This window comes from Acinetobacter lwoffii, from assembly GCF_024129685.1.
GTDB lineage: Bacteria > Pseudomonadota > Gammaproteobacteria > Pseudomonadales > Moraxellaceae > Acinetobacter > Acinetobacter lwoffii_X.
Genome location: NZ_JAMXXL010000004.1, coordinates 38,048 through 62,855, shown reverse-complemented (window position 1 = coordinate 62,855; position 24,808 = coordinate 38,048). Strand labels below are relative to the sequence as shown.

The following is a 24,808-nucleotide window of genomic DNA, read 5'->3' as shown; positions in this document are numbered from 1 at the left end:
AAAAATCAGGCAGCCATCGCTCCCCATCGACTGACCGCCTGATTTGCCATGTATAGAGCAAAATGCGTACCAGTTCCTCAATTTATAGTGTGAATATTATTTTTCTCTATCACCTGCCACGGCCTTTCAGAGAATTTCAAAAGCTTTCAATATAAAAATACGGTAAACTTAGCGCAGTTTTTTATTTATCTTTTTTGGTCTCTCTATTATATGAATACCTCTCCACGTTTAAGCAATTATTGGGTCACCTGTGCCGATGGTCTGGAAACCTTATTAGAAGAAGAAATACAAGGCTTAGGTGTTCAGAATATTGAGCGTTTTCCGGGCCGTTTAACCTTTAAAGGCACACTGGAAAATGCTTATCGTATCTGCATGTGGTCACGTCTGGCTTCACGTGTCTTGATGCCGATCCACACGCATGAAATTGAATTCTCTCATGATGCCCGTGATGTGGCAGAAGAACTATACGAAGGTGCTCTCAGCTTCGACTGGTCGCTGATTTTTGCACCACAAAGTACCTTTGCGATTCGTTTGCATGTCGAGCGTGATATCAAGGTCAATACCCAGTTTGCAACTTTACGTGCCAAAGATGGTGTCGTAGATTCCTTTATGGAAGCGGTAGGCAAACGTCCAAGCATTGATACCAAACAGCCTGAAATTACCATGTATATTCTAGCCGGCAAGAAAGAACATACTTACTGCCTGGACCTGTCTGGCGACTCTTTGCATAAACGCGGTTATCGTCGCTTTATGACTGATGCCCCGATCAAGGAAAACCTGGCTGCTGCGATTCTGCAAAAAGGCCAGCTTAAACAGATTCATCCGGACATCATTGTCGATCCAATGTGTGGGTCAGGTACATTTATCATTGAATCGTTAATGATTTTGACTGACCGTGCGCCTGGTCTGGTCCGTCGTTTCGGTTTTAATGGCTGGAATGGCCATGACCATGAACTGTGGATGAGCATCAAGGCCGAAGCTGCTGAACGTCATCAAGCGGCAATGGAAAATCCATTACCACAATTCTATGCCTTCGATGCGGACTGGGAAGCGGTTAAAGCCACCAGACAAAATATTATCGCGGCGGGTTTTGAATCCGCACTCGACAATATCATGATTGAAGAACGGACTTTAAATGACTGGCCTGATTTCCATGCAGAAGGCAAGAAAGTATTCTTCGTGACCAACCCGCCATATGGCGAACGTCTCGGCGATAAAGCGCAAAACCGTTCTTTATACCTGGGTTTATCGGCTTTATTGCAAAAGAATTTCCCGAATCAAAAAGCGGCTGTGATTGCCTCCCAAGTGGAACAGGCCGATGTGCTGGCCTTTAATGATCCGCAAATCCTGCGTTTGATGAATGGTAAATTACCGATTTATATCCGCTTCGGTACGGTTAAACCGGCCGCTGTGGTACGTCCATTCCTAGAAAGCTGGCAGCCTCAGCAGTTTGAGCCGATTGAAGGTGCGATGGAGTTTGCCAACCGTCTGACCAAAAACATGCAAGCTCTAAAAAAATGGGCAGTCAAGGAACAGATCCATTGTTTACGTCTCTATGATGCAGATTTACCTGACTTTAACGTCGCAGTAGATTTGTATGGCGAGCGTTTGCATGTACAAGAATATGCGCCACCTAAAACCATTGATCCGGAAAAAGCCAAGAAACGTTTTAACCTGGCACTACAAGCGATTCGTGCAGTAACAGGTCTGGGTCGTGATGCGATCTTTATCAAAACGCGTGCGCGTCAGGAAGGTAAAAACCAGTACACCAAACAAAGTACAGCATCCAAGCGTTTTATCGTTCAGGAAGGTCAAGCCAAGATTCTGGTCAACCTGACCGATTATCTGGATACCGGTCTGTTTCTGGATCACCGTCAAATGCGTTTACGTATTGCACGTGAAGCAAAAGGCAAACACTTCCTGAACCTGTACAGCTATACCTCAACGGCAAGTTTACATGCTGCTTTGGGTGGTGCTGCAAGTACAACCAGCGTCGATCTGTCGAATACTTATTTGAACTGGTCTAAAGAAAATTTTGTTCTGAACGGCTTAACCGTGGATCATGCGGATGAACAGCATCAGTTCTTTGCCTCTGACTGTTTCGAATGGCTAAAAGAAGGTCATGAGCAATATGAGCTGATCTTTATCGACCCACCAACCTTCTCAAACTCGAAGAAATTCTACGGGACCTTTGACGTACAGCGCGACCATTTGTCCCTGTTAAAACGTGCGATGAACCGCTTAACCACTGATGGTACCTTGTATTTCTCAAATAACTATCGTGGTTTTGAGATGGATGAAGAAATTCTGGCCTTCTTTGATGTTGAAGAAATTACCCAGGAAACCATTGGACCTGACTTCAAGCGGAATCAAAAGATTCACCGTGCCTGGAAAATCCGTCATCCGCAAGTGTAATTTGATGATAAATTAACTGTCTTTATCACGATTGATATCTTCTTTATTTTCCCTGAGCTGAGTTTTAAGCCATGCTTTAAAGCTCGCCGCAACAAGAATACAAAAGTGTTGCAATGCTCGAAGTTAAAAATAAGATTAAAAAAAACCCAGCCTAGGCTGGGTTTTTTGTTGCAAGGAGAAGCGGTTTAGTTAAGTTTCATTTTTTCAAAGATTAACTCACCTGCTTCAGCTTTCACCAGAATGGTATCGCCCGGCTGGAATTCTCCGCCCAGGATTTTCTGCGCCAGACCATTTTCAATACGCTGCTGGATTGCACGTTTCAGTGGACGTGCACCATACAGTGGATCAAAGCCAGCATCGATTAACTGATCGAAGGCAGTATCGTCTACCGACAAGCGCATATCGCGTTCTGCCAGACGTTGACGTAAACGGTTCAACTGGATATCGGCAATACCGCGAATCTGGTCTTTTTCCAGCGCATGGAACACCACCAGTTCATCAATACGGTTAATAAATTCCGGACGGAAATGTTCCGATACCGCATTCATCACCACCGTACGGACTTCTTCTTTCGTGGCATTACCGCCCAGTTCACGTACATCCTGTGAACCTAGGTTCGAAGTCATGACGATCACAGAGTTTTTAAAGTCCACTACCCGGCCTTGCGAATCAGTCAAACGGCCATCATCCAGTACCTGTAGCAAGATGTTAAATACGTCCGGATGCGCTTTTTCGACTTCATCAAACAAGATCACACTATACGGTTTACGACGTACGGCTTCAGTCAGTACACCGCCTTCTTCATAGCCGACATAGCCCGGAGGCGCACCAACCAAACGGCTGACCGAATGTTTTTCCATAAATTCTGACATATCGATACGCACCATGGCATCGTCGCTTTCAAACAGGAAATTTGCCAGAGCTTTGGTCAATTCTGTTTTACCGACACCCGTTGGACCCAGAAACAGGAATGATCCACTTGGTCGGTTCGGATCTGACAAACCGGCACGTGAACGGCGCACTGCATTGGATACCGCCACCACGGCTTCATCTTGCCCTACCACACGGTTATGCAGGAATTCTTCCATATGCAGCAGCTTGTCACGCTCGCCTTGCAGCATTTTCGCAACTGGAATACCGGTGGCGGCACTGACCACTTCTGCGATTTCATTGTCGGTAACTTTGTTACGCAGCAATTTTGGCGTTGCACTTTCATCCGCTTTTTCAGCCAGTTCAAGCTGCTTTTGCAACTCTGGAATCACGCCATATTGCAAACGTGCTGCCTCGCCTAGATCACCTTCACGTTGTGCTTTTTCAAGTGCTGTACGCGCCTGATCCAGTTTGATCTGTACATCTTTATTGCCTTCGACCAGTGCTTTATCTGCACGCCAGACTTCTTCCAGGTCATGATACTCTTTTTCAACTGTGGCGATCTGATCGGACAAGTATTGAATCTCAGCTTTGGCACCTGAGTCTTCATCTTTTTTCACCGCTTCCAGCTGCATTTTTAACTGAATCAGACGACGTTCCAGTTTATCCAGAGCTTCTGGTTTGGAGTCGAGTTCCATTTTGATGCGCGATGCCGCTTCATCAATCAGGTCAATGGCTTTATCCGGTAACTGACGATCGGTAATATAACGATGCGACATTTTCGCCGCCGCAATAATCGCGGAATCCAGAATCTGTACCCCGTGATGGGTAGCATAGCGATCTTTCAAACCACGCAGAATCGCAATGGTATCTTCTACGCTTGGCTCATCGACAAGCACTTTCTGGAAACGACGTTCCAGCGCTGCATCTTTTTCAATATACTGACGATATTCATCCAGTGTGGTCGCACCGACGCAGCGCAGCTCGCCACGGGCCAGCGCAGGTTTCAGCATGTTACCGGCATCCATCGCGCCATCACCTTTACCGGCACCCACCAAGGTATGCAACTCGTCGATAAACAGGATGATTTCGCCTTCATGTTTGGCAATATCTTTCAGAACGGCTTTTAAGCGTTCTTCAAACTCACCACGGTATTTGGCACCGGCCAGCAAAGAACCCAGATCAAGTGATAAAACACGTTTACCTTTGAGTCCTTCAGGCACTTCACCATTGATAATCCGCTGCGCCAGACCTTCGACGATTGCAGTTTTACCGACCCCTGGCTCACCGATGAGTACCGGGTTATTTTTGGTACGGCGTGATAAGACCTGAATGGTACGGCGGATTTCATCATCACGGCCAATCACAGGATCAAGCTTGCCTGCCAACGCACGTTCAGTTAAATCAATGGTGTACTTATTCAGTGAATCACGCTGATCTTCATGATTATTGCTCATGACTTTTTCATCGCCTCGAAATTGATTAATCACTTGGCCTAAAGTCTCTGCCTTTACGCCAATACTATTTAATAAGGTTTTGGTATTTCCGGTTTCTGCCAGCGCCAACAGCACCCAATCCGTAGATAAAAACTCATCTCCGGCTTTTTGCGCAAAGCTGTCTGCCAGATGCAATACTTTTGCCGCTTCAGGACTGAGGTTGATATCTGCTGATGGATTGGTCAGGGTTGCCGCATTGCTCAATGCTGTTTGCAGCTTGGTTTGTAGCTCACGCAGATTAGCACCGGCCTGTTGCAGCAGGCTGACATTGGATGCTTCATCCATCAAGGTGGCCAAGATATGGATCCCATCAATGGAGGTATGATCCTTACTCATGGCCAGCGATTGTGCATCGGAAAGGGTTTGCTGCAGGCGATTGGTAAATTTTTCAAAACGCATTCTTGTTATTCCTCACAACAAATTTTCTACTTGATGGATATATGGGTGCACTTGATAAAATTTCAAATCATTTTTATATATTTTTCAAAAACTTAATATAAACATTTAGACAGTCTTTAATAATAATATTGGTGTAATCAAATCATATTTCAAGTGAGGTTAGAAGAATTTTTAAGGTGAAGATAAACAATTCATATTTTATTTAATTTACTCTGCTATTTTTCAGCTTAGTAGAGAATAGAGAGATATTTTTAGTACGGTTGCAACCTTCCTAGTAATCGCAATACTTCACTCAAACCATGTTCTGTTTGCATCAAGGATCTTGGCGTTTGATGATTCAAAAGCTTGTTAGGTGAATTGATAAAATGGCGCATCCAGCTCAAGTCTCCACCATGCAAGCTAAATAACTTTTGATAGATATTTACTAAAGCTATAGCTTTTTCGCCTGCTGTAGTATCTGGTTCTAATTCTTTTTCATTTATAACCAGAGATAATTCCGCCTCAGATAAACCCAGAATCAATGCAAGTTCGAATTCTTTCAGTTGCAACTGCTCAGCTAAGTTGAATACTGCTATAGCTAATACTTGGGATTTAGAAATACCTGTTTCACTATTCATTTTTATCAAATCATCTTGATGCGTCTTATTTCGATTATGCTGCTTTTATTGTTTTCCGGCCATGTTGTTTATCATCAAATTTAATTTCTCATAAAATTAAAACACCCTCGCTTGGAGGGTGCTTTAAAATAACAACACCATGATTATGGTGCCGGATTCGGTTGCTGACGGTGAATTGCCTCAATACCTTTCAGTATTTCCTCAGACAGATCAATTTCAAATGCCTGAATATTTTCTTTCAGCTGATCCAGATTGGTGGCACCAATAATCGTACTGGTCACAAAGAACTGCTGCTTGATAAAGGCCAAAGCCAATTGGGTAAGACTTAAGCCATGCTGTTCTGCCAGCTGGGCATATTGCTCGGTTGCCCATTCACTTTGCGGATTGCTATAACGGCTAAAGCGGGAGAACAGTGTTACACGCGCATTGGCAGGACGTGCACCATGCCGGAATTTACCGGTCAGATAACCAAATGCCAAAGGTGAATACGCCAACAAGCCCACACCTTCATAATGGGCAATTTCTGACATGCCGATTTCATAAGTACGGTTCAGCAGGTTATATGGGTTTTGTACACTGACAAATTTGGACAAACCTAATTTCTCTGCGAGGTGCAGAAATTTCATCGTGCCCCACGGGGTTTCATTGGAAAGACCAATATAACGGATACGGCCTTTTTTAATTTCATCCTGCAAGGCGGTCAGGGTTTCTTCGAGATCTGTCACGGTACGGTCTTCTGCCGCTTCAGCATTGCCATAACCCAGCTTGCCAAAGAAATTGGTTGGGCGTTGCGGCCAGTGCAGCTGATACAGGTCAATATAATCCGTTTGCAGGCGTGACAATGACTGGTCAATTGCTGCTGAAATTTCATCGGCAACGAAACGGGTTTTACCATCCCGGATATGGCTACCACCTTGCGAGGGTCCGGCAATTTTTGAGGCTAAAAAAAGTTTGTCACGGCCACCACGGGCAGCGATCCAGTTCCCGATAATACGCTCGGTAGCACCCTGCGTTTCAGGTTTTGGCGGTACCGGGTACATTTCCGCAGTATCCCAGAAATACACTCCCTGATCTAAAGCATAATCCAGTTGCTGAAAAGCCTGTTCTTGTGTGTTCTGCTCACCAAAGGTCATGGTGCCCAAACAAATTTCTGGCAAAAAAATGCCGGTATCCGCCAATGGTCTGAATTGCATAAAAACATCCTGTGAATTTTATTCAGTGAATTGAGATCAAGTGGGCTATAGCCTATCGGAATTATAAGGGAGACTTAAATCATCTTTTCTGAGAAGCTTGTTCTAAATTTTTATGTATTGAGTAATGACGCATAAAAAAAGCAAATCCGAAGATTTGCTTTTTAATATCTGGATTATTCGTCTATGGCACCATCTGCCACTGCTTCAGATGCTTCTTCTAATGAAGCATCAAAGATCAGGATGGCTTTACCATCGGTTTCGATCATGCCCTGCTCTTCCAGGGTTTTTAGTACACGTCCGACCATTTCGCGGGAACAGCCAACAATGCGACCAATTTCCTGACGGGTAATACGAATCTGACGGCCATTCGGCAAAATCATCGCTTCTGGCTGTGAAGACAGGTCGATCAGACAACGTGCAATCCGGCCTGAAACATCAATAAATGCCAGATCAGTGACTTTACGTGTGGTATTTTTCAAGCGGCGTACTAATTGAGCAAATACCGCATAGCTCAGATCAGGATATTGCTTGCTGATTTCGTGAAAGTTTTCATAGGTAATTTCGGCAATTTCACACACATCACGCGTACGAACTTCCGCAGTACGTTGTGGATTAACCTCGAATAGACCCATTTCCCCAAAGAAGTCACCCGCATTTAAATAAGCCACGACAATTTCACGATCATCATCTTCACGAAGAATGATAGATACAGACCCCTTCAGAATTAAATATAAAGATTTAGATTCTGATCCTGCATCAATGATCGTGGTACGTTTTGGATAACGATTAATATATGCACGTTTTAACAGTGCTTTCACGGATTCTGGTAATTGCCCCGGAGAAAGCGCATCAGTGCTTAATTGTGAAAAGTTTGAAGTCATGCTAACAGTTCCGATTATGGATAATTTATAGATCGCACAAGACCTAATGTGAACTTGTCACACAGTGGGATTGAAATTCCGTATCAACCCAATTTATGTTAGTGTACAGTTACTTGACAAATTTATAGCTTTTTTTAGGTAGTTGCAATGCAAACAAGCGTTCATTGGTTAGAGAATGTTGCTTTTGAAGCAAAAACTCAAAGTGGTCATAGCCTTATCATGGATGGTTCAGCTGAATACGGTGGTGAAAACCGTGGTCCCCGTCCTATGGAACTGCTTTTAACGGGTCTGGGCGGTTGTGCGTCTTTTGATATTGTTACCATTTTAAAGAAGGCTCGTCAGGATATTACCGATGTACGCTGCGAATTAAAGGCTGAACGTGCAGATACAATTCCGGCAGTATTCACGAAAATTCACTTGCATTTTGTAGTGACCGGCAAAGCGATTAAAGAGAAACAGGTCGCAAAAGCCGTAGAACTTTCTGCTGAAAAATATTGCTCTGCCAGCAAAATGCTGTCTGATGGCGGTGTTGAAATCACCCATGATTATGAAATAATCGAAGCAGAATAAAATCTAGATTCTGTAAAAAAAGCGGCTGGAAAAGCTGCTTTTTTTGTATCAGAAAATTGCCTTTTCTCAGAACCGCTGAACTGAATACTGATTGCCATCTTCAAAGCTCAAGATATTTTCTGGAAATCTTAAGGCGCCGAGTCGATGTCTGAACGCGACACCCTGTTGACGATCGAGATAGCGTTTACTCACTGAATAATCCACACAAAATACGTTTTGTTGCTGTCCATACCATTGCAGTGCATCGATCGATTTGAGTAAACCGGTTTTTTCTTCAGTAGATTTAAAGTTCCGCCAATAATGTCCAGTAATGACTGGAATTTGGTCGGTATAGCTGTCCCACCATGGCACGCGGTCGATCATCCGCCACCTTCCACCGGCATAAATCGGTTCTAAGGCGATTTTTTCCGCACCAGAAGTAATGACCCGAATCGGATTGTGCATTTGCTCACGTAGCTCTTTTTCTGCGAGATGTTGCAATAAAGGTAAAGTTGCAGCCGGGTCTTTGAACTGGTGTTGGTAGCGTTGCTGCTCTATCTGGATGAATTCATTAATACCTAAGGCTTGCAGATCCAGCGCTGTATGTTGAACGAAATCAGCATAGGCTTCGCCAAGCGAAGTAAAACCAGAATTGCGTAATTGATCAATTGATCCTTGATGCCAACAGGCATGTACAACACGCAGCTGCTCCGACTCCAAGGCCAACGGTAAGCTATTTAAAAAATCCAGAATCCATTGTCGATCTTTGATTGAGGCTTGGATCGAATCAAAAGGTTTCAGATCATCCTGATGCGGTGAACCAAAAAACCAGCCATTGCCTTCCCGCAAAGTATCGGTCAATAGGTTCAATTCATGATTACCCATCACACATTGTGCATAGCCTTCATCTACCAGCTGTTTGACGCATTTGATCACCGCAACACTGTCTTGCCCCCGGTCACATAGATCACCGACAAAAATTAGTTTGCGCTGTTCTGGATGATGACCATTCCGGTCATAACCTAATACCTGGATCAGTTGTTCCAGCGCGGCAATCTCACCATGAATATCCCCCACGATGTCCACGGGACCAGTGAAAGCCTGCTGTATAAATGAGTACTTCATTTATGCATCCTGAATTAAGTCTAAAACAGAATATATCCCTAATAAGTATCCTTTAAATTTATGAAGATCTGAATACAGAATGAATCATCATTTAAATAATTTAACCCGAATCACGGATAAGAAATTGACTTGAAAAATAAGAGGACTAGAGCCATCAGTTGAGTTACCAAACCAAACTCACAACTCTAGTCCTGATGTTCAATAGTACCGATTCTGCTTAATTGATGATTTCTTTCTTAAATTTGAAGCAACTTATTGGAAGTTCCTCAAACAAAGTCATCATTCTCTAAGAATCAGAAATGCTCAGCTCACAATTTCAGAAATCTGCTTTATCACCATTTGGTACAAATGTTCTCATTTCAATAATTTCAAAGCCTTTTTTACATGGCTAAAGCTGGATAAAAGCTTTTTATTTAAGCACTTGCCTTGCTGCCAACGCATGATTCACTTGATCAATAGGCATGAATTAGCACTACATGCCCTGTATGTAGCTTTGATGAAAGGCAAAGATAAACAATACTTATAGATTGATTCAACAACGCTACCTGTTTGTAAAAATCAACGTATTCAATGCCATAAATCATTAGCCCAAATCGCATCACGTGGCAAAAGTTCTATGGGTTGGTTTTATGGCTGTAAATTACATATCGTGATGAACCAATTTGGTGAAATTAGTTGTTCTGCTTTATCGAATGGACATGTTGCTGACATAAAAATGGTTGAGCAATTGGTTGATGGTTTTGCATCGCTTCAAACAGTTCATTTACGCTGACTTCCTGAATCCGGCTTTTTGCATTCTGGATCAATTGCTCTGCAGTTTTCATCATTTTCATTCTTCCTCGGCCATTAAAATTATATTTTGTATAAACGATGCTCAGGTAGATTGAAAGCGTTTGAGTTTAAATTTACAACTGGCTATTTAGCCCATGAGCGCTGAATAGATTAAATACATCGCCACCCCAACCACGGTAGTGGCAAATATTTTCTGTACCTTGTTACTGTCAATCCGCTGCATCAGACTGCGTCCAATTAACATCCCGACAATACAGGCCAGGACAAAGGTCAGCGTAACCGAAACAGGATATTGAAAGCCATCCAGCACGTGTGCAGAAATACTGACCCCACCAATCAGGAAAATAACCATCAGGGAAGTCGCAACGATACTGCGCATATCAAGGTCGGTGAATTTACGCAGGGCTGGAACAATTACAAAACCACCCCCACCCCCAACAGACCGGTTAATAAACCTGCCACAACACCAATACCTGCTAGGAACGAAGCAGTTTTGACATTCCAGATCAGACGACCGGTCGATTGATTGACCTTGCACGGTGCATTGCCATGATCGGTCACTTTATTAAAAAAGATCCGGTAAGCCACGATCAGCATGACCAGACTGAAAGCCAGCGTCAGCCAGACCGGAGAAACGATATCGGCCAGATGCACGCCATAACGCGCTGTAGGAATACTAATGAGAGCAATCCAGAGGGCAGCGCGATAACGTACAATACGCTTGAACAAATCCTCGAACGTTCCGACCAAGGCCGACAGCGTGACCGCAAGCAATCCCACCGGCGCAGCCTGGGCCACCGTCCAACCCTGGGTCGTCATCAGTGCAGGTACAGCCAGAATACCGCCACCGGCACCGATCAAACCCAATAGCACTCCGATAACTAGCCCTTCAAGTATTAATGCCCACATCGCCCTCTCCCTTATCCACAAAAATGATTCAATAAAAGTTGAACTTTTTGTTGAATCACGACACAAGCTTATTTGAAGTAGTTAATAGGAAGCTTGAGGTAAGAAACACCGTTTTGTTCTGGCTCAGGAAACTGTCCTGCTTTCATATTGATCTGAATCGCCGGTAGAATCAGCTTAGGCATACTCAGTCCTGAATCCCGCTGATTTCGCATCTGAGCAAATTCAGCTTTACTGATTCCCTGATGAATATGGATATTCTGTTTTTTCTGCGTCTGTATATCAGATTCACACACATACGATTCACGTGTTTCAGGCAGATAGTCATGACATAAAAAGACCCGGGTATCTTCTGGCAACTGAAACAGGCTTTGCACCGAATCATAAAGCTGTTCTGCGCTGCCTCGCGGAAAATCACAACGTGCTGTACCATAATCTGGCATGAACAACGTATCACCCACAAAAACCGCATCGCCAATCACATAACTCAGGCAAGCAGGCGTATGTCCCGGTGTTGGAATGTTATAGGCTTTCAATGTTCCAATTTGGAACGACTCATGATCTTCAAATAAATAATCAAAGAGCTGCTGGGCATTCCATTGTTTAATATCTAGATGATAAATCGCGCCAAAAGTTTCCTGAACAATACCAATTTTCTGGCTCATGGCAATTTTGCCACCCAGTTCTTCTTTGAGATATTGCGCTGCAGTTAAATGATCAGCATGGACATGGGTTTCGAGAATCCACTCGACCGTTAAACCCTGCTCTTTAATATAGGCAATAATTTTATCGGCATGAATAGTGGATGTACTTGCTGATGCCGGATCATAATCCAGAACGCTATCAATAATGGCGCAGGCTTTGGTCGCCGGATCACGTACAACATAACTGAAGGTATTGGTATCTTCGTGAAAAAAATCTTTTACTATAGGTAAATTTGACATCGTTAAGCTCCTGACCATTTACGGTGAATCCATACACCCACCAGCATTGCTACAATAAAATAGAGCACTTGATAGTGGCCCAAACCGATCAAAGTGAAACTTGGCGCCGGACAGATGCCGGCAATGCCCCAACCTGCACCAAATAAAACCGCACCCGTGATCAGCTTCTTATCTATCTGATTATTTTTAGGTAAATCAATAGGTTCATTAAATACTGTTTTCGGTTGCGCCGTACGTAATGCTTTCTGGAAGGGAATAAAGGCCACAGTAATCGCGCCCATCATCACAAAGGCCAGACTGGCATCCCAATCGCCAAACAGATCCAGGAAATCGAGTACTTTTTCCGGATTGGACATGCCCGATACCATCAATCCCACAGAGAACAGCGCACCAAATAAAAAGGCAAACACATTTTTCATTTTAGAATGCTCCTGTGATATGACGGATAAGGTAAACAGCGACAAAACCTGCAAACATAAAAGTCATGGTCGCGACAATAGAACGCTTAGACAGGCGACTGATACCACAAATTCCGTGACCACTGGTACAGCCCGAACCCAAGCGTGTTCCAAAACCTACCAGCAGACCTGCCACAATCATCATCAGTGGGCTGGCGTTCAATTCGATTTCTGGTTGTACAAACAGACCATAAATAAACGGTGTGAGGATCAAACCTGATAAAAACCAGATCGCAGGCGTTTTAAATACGGTTTTTGAGTTTAATACCTGCCCAATCAAGCCACTGATCCCTGCAATACGGCCATTGACGTAAAGATAGCCAACTACAGAAAGTCCGAGCATTAAACCGCCAATAAATGCGATGAGGAAGTCATGCATGGTGAATCAATCTCTATACAATATACTTTTTTATATTATATAATAAAAAATAATAATCAAGCAGTTTTGTGGTAAATTGTGTAAACTGCATGGGTTACATCAAAGGTTTCAAGGACATCTATGGATATGATTGCTGCAAATGCCAAAATTGATTTTTCACAGGTCGATTTCGTCAGCCAATGCCTAAAAGTTTTAGCCAATCCTGATCGTCTGAAAATCTTATGTGTCCTGGTTGACGGGGAAATGAATGTTCAGGAAATTGAAGAATCTACCGATATTCATCAACCTACACTTTCACAACAGCTGACTGTACTGCGTAAGGCCGACATGGTTGGCACCCGACGTGAGGGCAAACAGATTTTCTATCGTCTGAGTGACCCCAAGGTCTTGAGCCTGATGCAAAAGCTGTACGAGCTGTATTGCGCCCAGCCCTCTTCTTAGTGCAGCCAAAAAGAAATGATCAGAAGCAGTCCGCTAAAAGCAGTAAACAGATTTAGCCATACGGGATACTGGGTGTAATAACCTTCAATAAATTCCGGCGGTCGCAGTGATGTCAAACCCCGTCGATATTGCAGGATTGAGGCGAAATTCACCAACATACCAAATACAATCACCGCAATTCCCAACCATTGTGAATAAGCTATTTTCTGTGCATAAGTGTCTGGGTCCACCAGTTGCACTAGCAGGTTGGATTTTTCAATCACAAAACCAAAAGCAATTAATGCCAAACCACTCCGGTTCCACGCCAGAGCGGTTCGTTCCAAAGCAAGCAGTACCCGTGGATCATCCAAATTTGACATATCTTATCTGCTCTTCATGCTTAGCCTATCCTCCAATGTAAATCTGCCTCCCTATCATGTATAGATGTTTTAAGTAAAAATTACTTTTCTATCATGTAGTTAAAATATTATTGTTCAAAAATTTCCTTGACATCCATCGCCAGGCCTTGAGCAGATTTAAATTCACCCTGATTGTTTTTCCAGACCATCGACGGTGTGGAGAAAAAGCCGTATTTCCCCATTAGGGCCTGGTTGGCATCAATTTTTGCAGCAATTTCGACAGGAATCTTTTCCATTTTCTTGAGCTGCTTTTTGCCTTTATTCTTGTTTATATCATTAAAAACTGCCGCTGGATCTTTCGAATTCAATAGTGTTGCCACCTGGCCACGGCTTTCTTCACGGATCACACCGACCTGAATATGACGCAGCTGTACCTTCCCTGATTCTACCCAAGGTCGGGCCGCCTGCCAGAATTTATAGCAATATGGGCAATTCGGATCGGAAAAGACATAAACCACCCGTGGTGCATCTGGCTTGCCATCCTGGATCCAGGTCGATTTTTCCAGGGTTTTCCATACATCGTCCAATACCGCTTTTTTCATATGCTTTTCAATCTGCTCATTGGAAAGGCTTTTCCCTTGTGCATCAAACAGTTCGCCCTTGATATAGTATTTATCATCATTGGAGATAAATACCGTATTGGAGTACTGGTCTTCATGCCCCACCCAGCCGGTCATTCCTTGTGGTGCCGGAATCTGTTTTACAAACACAAAGCCCTGTTTTTCAATATTCTGTTTAATATTTGCCTGCGTGTGCATGCTCATGATCAGAAACATGCCTGCACCAAGCACCTGGTTAATTTTATTCATACTACGTCCTTCCGTTTTTTAAGGTTGATCTGAAATCCTGTTTAAATATTGCTGCAACATGGCCGGACTGAGTTCCCCCATATGCCGCTCGACCAGCTGACCTTGAGCATTAAAAAACAGCGTCGTTGGCAGGCCGAAACTATTCAGCTGCTGGGGTAGTTCACCATATGGGTCCAGCAGGACATGTTTAAATTGAAACTGATGTTTTCTTAAATAGGCATTTACGGTGGCTACCTCCTCACCCTGATTGAGCATGACAAAATTCACTTGAGGATGCTGCTTGGCTGCTTTAGCCAACACCGGCATTTCACGGTGACACGGCGGACACCAGCTCGCCCACAAATTAATTACCGTGGGCTGGCCAATGAATTGGCTGAGTGAAACCTTGTCTGTACCCAGACGCTCCTGTTCTAGTCCAGCAAAGGCGAGATCAGGAAACGCTGCTTCAGTTTTTAGACTGGATTTGAACGCGAGCCCAAGCCCGATCCAGAGTACCAATATGATCAACAAGATGGCTTTAAATCTGGTCTGCAGCTGTCTGTTTCGAATGACATACCACAAAGCACCAAGCAGCACCCCTCCCCATAAATGGAAACCTTTGTCCTGGATTTTCAGTATGTCGATGGGTGCTGCAAAATACAGCTCGGCATTGAGCAGAACGAAAATAAGACGCGCACCCAGCATCCCCAGCAAAAAACTGCTCCAGAGCAAATCCTGACTTTTCCCAAGCTGCTGTTTAGACCATGAATACTTTCTGGCTAATCCAAACAGGATGGCAGATAACAGCATCAAGCCAGTGGCAACAATAATAAGTGCCCAGGGCAACATCAAAGGTCCCAGATGCAGTGCATCACTGGAAATCATCATGGTTGCTCTCCTTGCAGTTGCTGCAATGTGCCTAGTAAATGTGTCGCGCTAAAGCTTCCGGTTAAACGCAAGTCTCGCTGTTCCTGATGCGCTGCATTTAGAAATATGAAGGTGGGTGGTCCGAGGATTTGCCATTCTTTTAGCAGCTCATCCTGACTTGGATGATAGTGGGTCAGGTCTAATTTGATACGAACCACATTTTGTAAAGCCGTCTGGACATCACTACGTGGAATCACATCCTTTTCAATCGGTTGACAGGCCACACACCAGTCTGCATAGACATCAATCACCACCGGGTGTGCAGGATGTTTAACTAAAACCTGTCGCAATTGTGCGGCGGTACTGACCTTCTGCCATTCAAGCCGTGATTCTACATGGGCCACCTGTACCTGACTCCAGACATGGTAGAGCTGCATGCCTCCTGCATAGACCAGTAAACCACTGAGCAGCATCAGGCCTATTTTCGCTACAGACCGATGCACATGAGGCAGCATCTTGAACAAGAAGTAGCCTGAACAGGTGATCAGTACCACACCCAAAAGGCTCAGGTATAAAATGCCGGGCAATAGTGGACGGGCGAAATACAAGGCCAGCGCCAGCATGACAAAGCCAAAACTAAACTTCAGGCGATCCATCCAGATACCAGGCTTGGGTAAAAGATGGGACCCAAATACGGCAGCAATAAATAGTGGCAAGCCCAGCCCAAGGCCTAAGACGAACAGATAACTGGCTCCCAGCATTGGTTGATTAAGCTGAGACACATAGATTAAGGCACCGGCCAACGGTGCACTCATACATGGCCCGACAATCAGTGCCGCGATCATGCCCATAAGACCGGCACCAATCAGCGTGCCACCCTTCTGCTTTTGCTGCCATTGATCCAGACGCTGCAACATGCCTTGGGGTAAGGACAGCTGAAATGCTCCGAACAGATTAAGTGCGAACAAAACAAACAGAATGCTGAAAATACTGATGAATACCGGACTTTGAAACCAGCGCTGAAAACTGTAACCGAGCTGTGCCACAGCAAGTCCCATGACCGCATAGACCAGTGCCATACCCAAAACGAAAACCAGTGCAATCAGTGCCGCACGGTAGCCCCGGTGCTGCTGAACCAGAATTCCCGTTAAAATTGGAATTAAAGGTAAAGAACATGGTAAAAATGCCAGCAGAATGCCAAGCCCGAGAAAAATCAGGGCATTAATTAACAGACCTTGTTCTGACAGCAGACTTAAAAAATACTGGTCATTGTTCCACTGGCTATTCATGCCTGCTGACGAAGTTTGATTTTTAGGGTCTGCAATGAGCTGGTCATTTTTCTCTGTTAATTCCACCTCAGGCTGCACCACAGGTTCAGAAACTGCAGCGACTTGTATTTCCTCTACCTTTTCTTCGGTCAATGCTTTATCTGTACTTGGAGTTTGCTCTATAGCTTGGAGCTCATCTTTCTGAGCAGTCAGAATTTTTTCGTTTGCTTCTGGCGGTACAGTGCTGGTCAGCAGTTTTGGGGTTTTGCTCAAGTTTTGCGCTGGAAATAAACCATCTGCATCAGTTTTTACTGTGGTGCGTTGTACCGGATAACATAAACCGCTTTCTGCACAGCCCTGCCACTGCACCACAAACTTCTGGTTGGGCTGAACCTTCATATTGGTTTTGACTTGCCCATAATGGACCTGGGTCAAACCGAAATTGGGGTCATCTTTGTCTTCGGGTTTGGGCAGTGCCAACTTGACTGGGGTCTGCTGATGAGACACTTTAAGCTGGTCATGATACAAGTAATAGCCATCTGCGATTTTCCAGCTAAGCTCTGCCTGATCCTGGCTTGTAGAAACCACCTGAAACTGAAATGCCTGATCTGGTGGTAAAAAGTCTGCATGTGCAGTTCCCGTCATGATTCCACCGCCGATCACGGCACCCAATATCCACGTCAACATCCAGCTGATCTCCTCCTGTTAGGACTGCATTATTGAAAAACTAAAATTAAGGCAACATTAACAGCCCAAATCATTTATAAAATAATGGCAGTTTGATCAGGATGTTCTATGTTTATTGTATTGGTTGAGGATGATCCCTATATCGCACAGAGCATTTGTGCTGCTCTGAACTATCTGAATATTTCAGTGGAGCATGTCAGTAACGCACGTGCTGCAGATTATTTTATCCGGCATAGTGCAGTCGATTTGTGTTTACTGGATTTAGGCCTGCCGGATCAGGATGGCCTGGACTTGCTGCACAGCTGGCGGCGCGACCAGATTGATCTCCCGGTACTGGTATTGACGGCGCGGCTGCGGACCGATCAGTGTGTTCAGGCCCTGAATGCCGGTGCCGATGACTATCTGACCAAACCCTTTGAACTGGAGGAACTGATTGCCCGGATTCATGCCCTCACCCGTCGCCACCGCGGCTTTGCCTCCAATACCCTGCAATTTGATGAACTGGTTCTAAATCGGGATACCCAGACTGTGATCTATCAAGACCAGACCGTGAATTTATCTCGCCGTGAATTCAGCCTGCTGGAAACCCTGATGAGCCACCCCAACCAGATCCTGAAAAATGAACAGCTTATTGACAAGCTCTATGGTTTTCAGGACTCTATAGAGAGCAATGCCCTGAATGTACACATTTATCACCTGAGACAAAAACTGCATCCAGATTTAATTCAGACCATTCGTGGTGTGGGATATATTTTCAAACCGTTTGAGCAGCGTCATGTTTAGTCACAGCTTGAAATGGCGTTTGGTCATGAGCCTTTTGGCCATGTTTATTGTGCTGTGGAGTGCAGTATTTTCATGGCTGTATATTGACCTGAAACAACGCTTACAAGACACACTGGATCAACGCTTATCGGCATCTGCACAAATGGTTGCCCGGCTGATTCAGCAGTTACCACTGGATAGTCTGGGGGATGCAACATTATCCAAATTAGCCAAGAATGATGATGCAAACCAGTTAATTGCCTGTGAAGTCTCTCTTTTTAGCTCTGACATCTCGTTAGGCAATCAGGTGATTGCCAAAACACGCGGTGCCCCCCCAAATTTAAGCCAGCGACCACAAGGATTCAGCACCTGGCAGCAGGATAATACAGAATGGCGCAGTTATGTTCTGCGTCGTGGTGATATTCAGGTAGTGGCGGCAGAACGTATGTTCTTGAGGGATACGCTACTACAGCAGATTCTGCAGTCGGTACTGGTTCCCTTGGTCTTCTCACTGCTGATCTGTATTGCCCTGATCATCTTTATTATCCGCAGACAGTTCCGGTTTTTGGATCAGCTCAGTCAATACCTGAACCAGAAAAACCTTAACTATTCAGAGGCGGCAGATTTTTTAATGCAGCTCAAGCCTGCAAGCATTCCCCAGGAAGTACAGCCTTTTGTCAACAATTCCACGCAGTTGATTCAGAAAATTAATGACAGTCTGCAACAGGAGAAAGCCTTTAGTGCCTATGCTGCACATGAATTACGCAGTCCCCTGACCGCAATTAAAACCCATGTACAACTGGCCCAGCTGATCAGTCAGCAGCAGAACCTGCCTAACACCATTCAGCACAATTTGCAGCAGGCCAATGAGAGCATCCGGCGTTATACGCTGTTACTCGAACAGCTTTTATTACTGACCCAATCAGAAAACAGTCTCCAGGAAATGACTGAGACCATCTGGCTTCGCCCCACACTTGAGAAAGTACTTGCAGACTTAGGTACACACTATCCAGAAATGAATGAAAAAACACAGGTGAACTGGGACAACTTGGGCGAAATTCAGCTGCCTGAATTTGTGCTGTATACGGTACTGAAAAATCTGCTTGAAAATGCATTGCTGCATGCACAGGCTGCCTATATCTGGATTTCCATGCAGTCTGATGGCCTGGTGATTGAAGATGATGGACAACAACTTACAACAGAAGATATTCAACATTTAGGACAACGCTTCTGGCGCAAATCTGCTCAGCAGCACGGCCATGGTCTGGGACTGGCATTGACCGCTAACCTATTAAAACAGTATGGCTATCAGCTCTCTTTCAATGCCCGACAGCCTTATGGGCTTCGCATTAAAATCAAGTGCGATGTGTCTAAGCGTGACCTGCAAGCTTGGACATAAAAAAATACAATATGGCTAAAAACCAAAGAGATTTCTATTGATAAAAATATAGAATTTTCAAGAAACTATCTAACACTTACTATTTTAAATCATTCTTTCTTATTTTTTAAAAACACACTTTTTCCAACAAAAACCCTCGATGTATTCCCAATGTTCTGATCAGGCGATCACAACGCACTTTTAATTTTTAGCATAGGGACAGGTATAAAAATAATAAGACCCCTCTATGAAAACAAAAACGCCAGAGGTAAAGATCACTTGATGCAACTGGGACCTGTCATCAATTAGCTTAAGAAAATCTAATCTGTCCTCATTATTTTTTCATGACTAAACGCTATGCATTAACAGATGATCAGTGGGAACTGATTAAGGATCTGTTGCCCGGACGAGCAAGTACTGTTGGAGACTTCCAAAGACAGCAGGCTATTTGTTGAAGCAGTATTGTATCGGTATCGTTCAGGTATTCCATGGCGAGATTTAGCAGAACGCTTTGGGGATTTTAGAATCGTGCACACTCGCTTCAGTCCTAAAAATCCCGGATAATCACCGCCCCACAGTTCTGATTAATTTTTTAAAAATTTCCTTTCGATGCCCAGGCTTGCGCTAAACTCAAAGCATCTTATCGCACCGTAATGCACTGTTATGGAATTCAAGGCCTGGTATCAGCTTCGCAGATTTATTTATGACAATTTGCATAATGAAGAACACGAAAGCATCTTAAGTCGCGTCATCAATATATTTCTGATTATATTGATTATTGGGAATACTGCTGCCGTTTTACTTGAATCGATCAATGACCTCTATCAATCCTATCAGCTGCTGTTTGATGCCTTTGAATTATTCTCGATTTTTATTTTTACCCTGGAATATTTATTAAGATTTTGGGCCATTGCGGAAAAAGACCCCTTTGAAGGTGCATGGAAAAACCGATGGTTATGGATCCGTAGTGGCGGTGCCATCATTGACCTGTTGGCGATTCTCCCGGCCTATATTAACTTCTTTGTGCATCTCGATTTACGCTTCCTGCGAATCCTTCGATTATTCAGATTACTCAAATTAACCCGTTATTTCGTCTCCCTGCAGATTTTATTGCGGGTGATCAAGCGCGAAAAGGGCTCATTTCAGGCGGTTATTTTTATCCTGCTGATCATGATCATCATCGCGGCGGCTGGAGTATATGTGGTTGAAAATAAGGCTCAACCAGAAGTCTTTAGCTCCATCCCTGCATCCATGTGGTGGGCAGTGGTGACACTGACCACGGTCGGCTATGGCGATGTGACACCAATCACCCCCTTAGGCCGCTTTCTAGGGGCTTTAATTACTATTTTAGGGGTGGGTCTGGCAGCGCTTCCTGCGGGTATTCTGGCAAATGGTCTGGCCAATGAGCTGAGACAGCGCAAGCACAAACTGGAATTAAGATTTCGTGAACTGCTCGATGATGCAGAAATTGACTTAATTGAAGATCAAGAAAAAATTGAAATTTTACGTAAAGAAGTCGGACTGAGCAAAGAACAAATGCAGGATATCCTGTTAGAACTTATTCATGAGCGTAAGAAAGAACAACTCGAGCAGGAAAAAAACAAATATTTCTTCTGTCCACATTGTGGGCATAAGTTACCTGATTAAATTCGAACGTCAATGCAAGCGTATCATCACGAGCATCAGACCATCGGGTATGACGCTCGTTGCAGACAGATACTATTCACTCAATCCACTCGACTGAATCAGGATCAAATCCTCTCAGGCCAAAAATGCAGCGATGTCTTCCGCTACTGCCCGAGCTGTCCGGGAAACCCCGACCAGCGTGGCCGAAGCAGCACCGGTCCATTCTCCATAGCCCACCAGCCATAAATTTGGTACCTGAACAGAGCGGCCATTCTGAACCGCAATGGTCTGGTCCGGCTGGATGATTCCGAGGCTGCTGAGGTGATTCAGCGCCGCCTTAAATCCTGTACACCAGATCACCACATCCACATGCGCTGTGCTGCCATCTTCCCAAATCACGCCATGTTCTGTAAAAGCTGAAAATGGACGCCTGCTCTGCAAAATGCCTCGCTCACGTGCATCTTTAACTGAATCAATCATGACAATATCACCCAACCCCCCAATGGGCTGCTCAATCTTTCTACCTTCCTGCTGGGCTTTCAGGCGCTCAGTCGCCCTTAAGAACAGGACACGGCCATCGACATCATCTGCCAGAAACTGCGGCGGTGTCTGGGTGATCCAAAGCGTTTCGGCCACCTGAGATACTTCTGCCAAGATTTGTGCACCAGAGTTACCGCCACCCACCACCATGACTTTCTTGGTTTTAAATAACTCAGCATTTTTATAATCTGCGGAATGCAGTTGTACGCCCTGAAAATGCTCACGGCCGGCATACTCGGGAATAAATGGTTGGCTCCATGTCCCTGTAGCGCTTACCACCGCTTTGGCTTTCCAGGATTGTTCCCCGGCATAAACCTCTAAATACTGGCCCTTACTTTCCACGCGTTCCACACGCACCGGACGAACTACAGGAAAGTGATAGCGCTGCTCATAGGCGGTCAAATAATCGATCACCTCATTGCGGGTCGGATAGGTCTGTTCGGTCGCCGGCATCATCCAGCCTGACAGCGAACTCCAGCTATTCGGGGAGAAAAGGCGCAAGGACTCCCAGGCATGCTGCCAGGCACCTCCAGGCTGAGGCTGATCATCTAGGATGATAAACGGAATGTTCTTACGCTTTAAGAAATAAGCCGTGGACAAACCGGCCTGTCCACCACCGATGATGATCACATCAACTTCAGCTTGTAATTGAGCCAAAATATTTCCCCCCTTCTTTATTGTCATCAAATAAAAACCCAGCCTGCTTATCAGACTGGGCGTATTTCATAAAATTTTCAAGCGTTTAAATTAGCCTTCGATTGCTCAAGATACTTTTCAGTCTCTCTGATCACCTAGAATTTATAAACTACGCTGATTTACCCGTTTGGAAAGCTCTTCAGCCGATTCCTTGCGTTCCGAATAACGGTTGGTCAAATAAGCACTTTGCCCACGGGTTAGTAAAGTAAACTTATACAGTTCTTCCATCACATCGACAATCCGGTCATAGAATGCTGATGGCTTCATTCGTCCATCTTCTTCAAATTCCAGGAATGCTTTTGGAATTGAAGACTGATTTGGAATCGTGATCATCCGCATCCAACGCCCCAAAACACGCATCTGGTTCAGACTATTAAAGGACTGTGATCCCCCACTGACTTGCATCAAGGCAAGGGTTTTTCCCTGAGTGGCACGAATTGCACCCCCTGCCAGAGGAATCCAGTCAATCTGCGATTTAAAGATGGAACTCATAGAACCATGGCGTTCCGGTGAACACCACACCATACCTTCAGCCCATGCCAGAAGCTCATACAGTTCTTTTACTTTTGGATGTTCAGTATCAGCATCTTCCGGTAAAGGTAGCCCTTTCGGATGGAAGATTTTTACTTCTGCCCCAAAATATTCAAGGATTCGACCAGCTTCAAGAACTGCAAGGCGACTGTAAGAACGTTCCCGATTAGACCCATAGAGCAGTAAAATCCGAGGAGGATGAGCTAGTTCTTTGGCTTGGACTTTTTCAAAGGTGGGTTGTTCAATAAGATTTGGATCTACGTTAGGCAGGTTCATCGGATCAAGCCTCTTTAAAATATTTCTTTCTTAGCCACAGTGAAACACTCACTAAAGCAATTAACACAGGTACTTCAACCAATGGCCCAATAATCGTGGTAAAAGCAACTGGCGAAGCGATACCAAAAGTTGCAATAGCGACTGCAAGTGATAATTCAAAATTATTTCCAGCCGCAGTAAATGAGATTGCAGCAGTTTTTGGATAATCATTGCCCATCCATTTACTCATAAAGAAGCTAATAAAGAACATGGCCACAAAGTAAATGATTAAAGGAATCGCGATGCGTAAAACTTCCAGTGGAAGACTTACGACATCACCCCCTTTTAAGCTAAACATCGCCAAAATCGTAAACAGCAAAGCCATCAAACTCAGCGGGCTGATTTTTGGAATGAACTTGTTTTGATACCATTCTACGCCTTTTTGTTTCACCAAAATTAAGCGCGTTAAGAAACCCAATAAGAACGGAATTCCAAGATAAACCAGAACAGCATGGGTAATGGTCCAGAAGCTAAGATTGATCACTTGAGCTTCAATACCAAAATATGGCGGAAGGAAGGTCAGGAATAACCAGGCATAGGTACTGAAGAATAAAATCTGGAAAATACTGTTAAACGCCACCAATGCTGCAACATATTGGTTATCACCACAGGCCAGACCATTCCACACCAGTACCATGGCGATACATCGAGCTAAACCAATCAGGATCACGCCTGTCATATACTCTGGATAGCTATGCAAAAAAATCACAGCCAACGCAAACATCAGTACCGGAGCAATCAACCAGTTTTGAATTAAAGATAGCGTCAGGGTTTTCTTATCCTTAAACACTTGCGGCAAGGTCGCATAATCCACTTTTGCCAGGGGTGGATACATCATCAGAATCAGACCAATCGCGATTGGAATATTGACTGAATTAATACTGAATTGATCCAGAGCAACCGATGCTTGAGGAAAAAAGTTTCCTATGGCGATGCCTAACGCCATGGCAATAAAAATCCAGAGCGTCAGGTTGCGATCTAAAAAGGACATGCGTTTTTCAGACATGTGACTTACTCAACATTCGAAATTTGATTAATCGCTGCAATCAATTGCGAGCGAGAAAGCTCATTTACGTTAAGTTTAAACAAAGCATCCAAGCGACGATTGATATGTTCAACAGTGCTCATAAAGGCTTTCATTTTTTCTTCTTTATCCACCTCTAAATGGGACGGATCAGACAGGCCCCAGTGCGCCTTGATCGCTCCGCCAAGATAAAGAGGACACGCTTCCTGTGCAGCCGCATCACAGACGGTAATCACCACGTCTGGCTGATACTGTTCACAGGCATCAATGCTTTTGCTGGATAAGCCTTCAGTCGACAAGCCCAGATTGTGCAGGGTTTCAAGCGTCAAGGGATGCACCTGACCGGAAGGTTTGCTGCCGGCACTGTAAGCGACCCAGCCTTCTGGCGCACGGCTATTGAACAACACTTGAGAGAGAATGCTGCGGCAACTGTTCCCCGTACATAAAAACAAAAATTTCATGA

At 44.4% G+C, this 24,808-nt stretch carries 22 protein-coding genes and 3 pseudogenes; 8 read left to right on the top strand and 17 right to left on the bottom strand.

The window, feature by feature from the left end; genetic code table 11:
- Positions 1-210 precede the first annotated feature (210 nt).
- The gene (gene rlmKL, locus NI464_RS02980) at positions 211-2,415 is read left to right on the top strand and encodes a bifunctional 23S rRNA (guanine(2069)-N(7))-methyltransferase RlmK/23S rRNA (guanine(2445)-N(2))-methyltransferase RlmL (protein WP_253137718.1); all 2,205 of its coding nucleotides are present in this window, start codon (positions 211-213) and stop codon (positions 2,413-2,415) included.
- 185 nt (positions 2,416-2,600) lie between these two features.
- On the opposite strand, the gene clpB is transcribed toward rlmKL, so the two are convergent.
- From clpB to crp, 4 genes are all read right to left on the bottom strand, one after another.
- On the bottom strand, positions 2,601-5,180 hold the full coding sequence (clpB, locus tag NI464_RS02975) for an ATP-dependent chaperone ClpB (protein ID WP_253137717.1): 2,580 nt from the start codon (positions 5,178-5,180) through the stop codon (positions 2,601-2,603).
- Positions 5,181-5,431: 251 nt separating this feature from the next.
- Positions 5,432-5,797, bottom strand: a complete 366-nt coding sequence (locus NI464_RS02970) for an antitoxin Xre/MbcA/ParS toxin-binding domain-containing protein (RefSeq protein ID WP_004646580.1) — start codon at positions 5,795-5,797, stop codon at positions 5,432-5,434.
- Between the two features lie 143 nt (positions 5,798-5,940).
- Complete coding sequence (locus NI464_RS02965; protein WP_004280140.1) at positions 5,941-6,990, bottom strand: NADP(H)-dependent aldo-keto reductase; 1,050 nt, start codon at positions 6,988-6,990, stop codon at positions 5,941-5,943.
- 173 nt (positions 6,991-7,163) lie between these two features.
- Positions 7,164-7,871 carry a cAMP-activated global transcriptional regulator CRP gene (gene crp, locus NI464_RS02960; protein WP_004280141.1) on the bottom strand — a complete coding sequence of 236 codons (708 nt, stop codon included), beginning with the start codon at positions 7,869-7,871 and terminating at the stop codon, positions 7,164-7,166.
- 147 nt (positions 7,872-8,018) lie between these two features.
- Here crp and NI464_RS02955 point away from each other — a divergent pair, with 147 nt between their 5' ends.
- Positions 8,019-8,441: an OsmC family protein gene (locus NI464_RS02955; RefSeq protein ID WP_004280142.1), complete on the top strand. Its 423-nt coding sequence runs from the start codon at positions 8,019-8,021 to the stop codon at positions 8,439-8,441.
- 66 nt (positions 8,442-8,507) lie between these two features.
- Here the strand turns inward: NI464_RS02955 and NI464_RS02950 are convergent, their stop codons facing one another.
- Positions 8,508-9,545, bottom strand: a complete 1,038-nt coding sequence (locus NI464_RS02950; protein WP_253137716.1) for a metallophosphoesterase — start codon at positions 9,543-9,545, stop codon at positions 8,508-8,510.
- A 220-nt stretch (positions 9,546-9,765) separates the two neighbouring features.
- Between NI464_RS02950 and NI464_RS02945 the strand changes: the two are divergent.
- Positions 9,766-10,296, top strand: a pseudogene (locus tag NI464_RS02945) (transposase); the annotation flags it as partial.
- A gap of 168 nt (positions 10,297-10,464) precedes the next feature.
- On the opposite strand, the pseudogene NI464_RS02935 reads toward NI464_RS02945, so the two are convergent.
- From NI464_RS02935 to NI464_RS02920, 4 genes and pseudogenes are all read right to left on the bottom strand, one after another.
- Positions 10,465-11,246 (bottom strand): annotated as a pseudogene (locus NI464_RS02935) (sulfite exporter TauE/SafE family protein).
- Between the two features lie 68 nt (positions 11,247-11,314).
- The gene (locus NI464_RS02930) at positions 11,315-12,187 is read right to left on the bottom strand and encodes an MBL fold metallo-hydrolase (RefSeq protein WP_004646573.1); all 873 of its coding nucleotides are present in this window, start codon (positions 12,185-12,187) and stop codon (positions 11,315-11,317) included.
- Positions 12,188-12,189: 2 nt separating this feature from the next.
- Positions 12,190-12,606: a DUF6691 family protein gene (locus tag NI464_RS02925; protein ID WP_004646572.1), complete on the bottom strand. Its 417-nt coding sequence runs from the start codon at positions 12,604-12,606 to the stop codon at positions 12,190-12,192.
- 1 nt (position 12,607) lies between these two features.
- Complete coding sequence (locus tag NI464_RS02920; RefSeq protein WP_004646571.1) at positions 12,608-13,024, bottom strand: YeeE/YedE family protein; 417 nt, start codon at positions 13,022-13,024, stop codon at positions 12,608-12,610.
- 120 nt (positions 13,025-13,144) lie between these two features.
- On the opposite strand from NI464_RS02920, the gene NI464_RS02915 reads away from it, so the two are divergent.
- A complete protein-coding gene (locus NI464_RS02915; protein ID WP_004280150.1) occupies positions 13,145-13,465 on the top strand; it encodes an ArsR/SmtB family transcription factor in 321 nt (106 codons plus the stop codon).
- Here NI464_RS02915 and NI464_RS02910 read toward each other — a convergent pair.
- The 4 genes from NI464_RS02910 to dsbD form a co-directional block, all read right to left on the bottom strand.
- Positions 13,462-13,824, bottom strand: a complete 363-nt coding sequence (locus NI464_RS02910; RefSeq protein WP_004646570.1) for a YidH family protein — start codon at positions 13,822-13,824, stop codon at positions 13,462-13,464. The two genes, NI464_RS02915 and NI464_RS02910, sit on opposite strands and share 4 nt — an antisense overlap.
- A 107-nt stretch (positions 13,825-13,931) precedes the next feature.
- Complete coding sequence (gene dsbG / locus NI464_RS02905; RefSeq protein WP_004646569.1) at positions 13,932-14,672, bottom strand: thiol:disulfide interchange protein DsbG; 741 nt, start codon at positions 14,670-14,672, stop codon at positions 13,932-13,934.
- An 18-nt stretch (positions 14,673-14,690) separates the two neighbouring features.
- Positions 14,691-15,539 (bottom strand): TlpA disulfide reductase family protein, encoded by an 849-nt coding sequence (locus tag NI464_RS02900; RefSeq protein WP_004646568.1) that lies wholly within the window; start codon positions 15,537-15,539, stop codon positions 14,691-14,693.
- Positions 15,536-17,473, bottom strand: coding sequence for a protein-disulfide reductase DsbD (gene dsbD / locus NI464_RS02895; RefSeq protein WP_005266801.1), 1,938 nt, complete (start codon positions 17,471-17,473; stop codon positions 15,536-15,538). The genes NI464_RS02900 and dsbD overlap by 4 nt, the downstream gene beginning before the upstream one ends.
- Positions 17,474-17,581: 108 nt before the next feature.
- Between dsbD and NI464_RS02890 the strand changes: the two genes are divergently transcribed.
- The 4 genes and pseudogenes from NI464_RS02890 to NI464_RS02875 all read left to right on the top strand — a co-directional run bounded on the left by NI464_RS02890 (position 17,582) and on the right by NI464_RS02875 (position 21,260).
- Positions 17,582-18,256 carry a response regulator gene (locus tag NI464_RS02890; protein WP_004646564.1) on the top strand — a complete coding sequence of 225 codons (675 nt, stop codon included), beginning with the start codon at positions 17,582-17,584 and terminating at the stop codon, positions 18,254-18,256.
- Complete coding sequence (locus NI464_RS02885) at positions 18,249-19,634, top strand: ATP-binding protein (RefSeq protein ID WP_253137715.1); 1,386 nt, start codon at positions 18,249-18,251, stop codon at positions 19,632-19,634. Before NI464_RS02890 ends, NI464_RS02885 begins: the two co-directional genes overlap by 8 nt.
- Before the next feature lie 323 nt (positions 19,635-19,957).
- Positions 19,958-20,156: pseudogene (locus tag NI464_RS02880) on the top strand (transposase); the annotation flags it as partial.
- Between the two features lie 120 nt (positions 20,157-20,276).
- Positions 20,277-21,260, top strand: coding sequence for a potassium channel family protein (locus NI464_RS02875; protein ID WP_044112915.1), 984 nt, complete (start codon positions 20,277-20,279; stop codon positions 21,258-21,260).
- Between the two features lie 114 nt (positions 21,261-21,374).
- Here the strand turns inward: NI464_RS02875 and NI464_RS02870 are convergent, their stop codons facing one another.
- From NI464_RS02870 to NI464_RS02855, 4 genes are all read right to left on the bottom strand, one after another.
- Positions 21,375-22,436, bottom strand: coding sequence for an ArsO family NAD(P)H-dependent flavin-containing monooxygenase (locus tag NI464_RS02870; protein ID WP_004646562.1), 1,062 nt, complete (start codon positions 22,434-22,436; stop codon positions 21,375-21,377).
- A gap of 141 nt (positions 22,437-22,577) precedes the next feature.
- Positions 22,578-23,282, bottom strand: a complete 705-nt coding sequence (gene arsH, locus NI464_RS02865; protein WP_005266807.1) for an arsenical resistance protein ArsH — start codon at positions 23,280-23,282, stop codon at positions 22,578-22,580.
- Between the two features lie 4 nt (positions 23,283-23,286).
- Positions 23,287-24,327, bottom strand: a complete 1,041-nt coding sequence (gene arsB, locus NI464_RS02860; RefSeq protein ID WP_004280164.1) for an ACR3 family arsenite efflux transporter — start codon at positions 24,325-24,327, stop codon at positions 23,287-23,289.
- 5 nt (positions 24,328-24,332) lie between these two features.
- Positions 24,333-24,806 (bottom strand): arsenate reductase ArsC, encoded by a 474-nt coding sequence (locus NI464_RS02855; protein ID WP_005266809.1) that lies wholly within the window; start codon positions 24,804-24,806, stop codon positions 24,333-24,335.
- Positions 24,807-24,808: the final 2 nt, after the last annotated feature.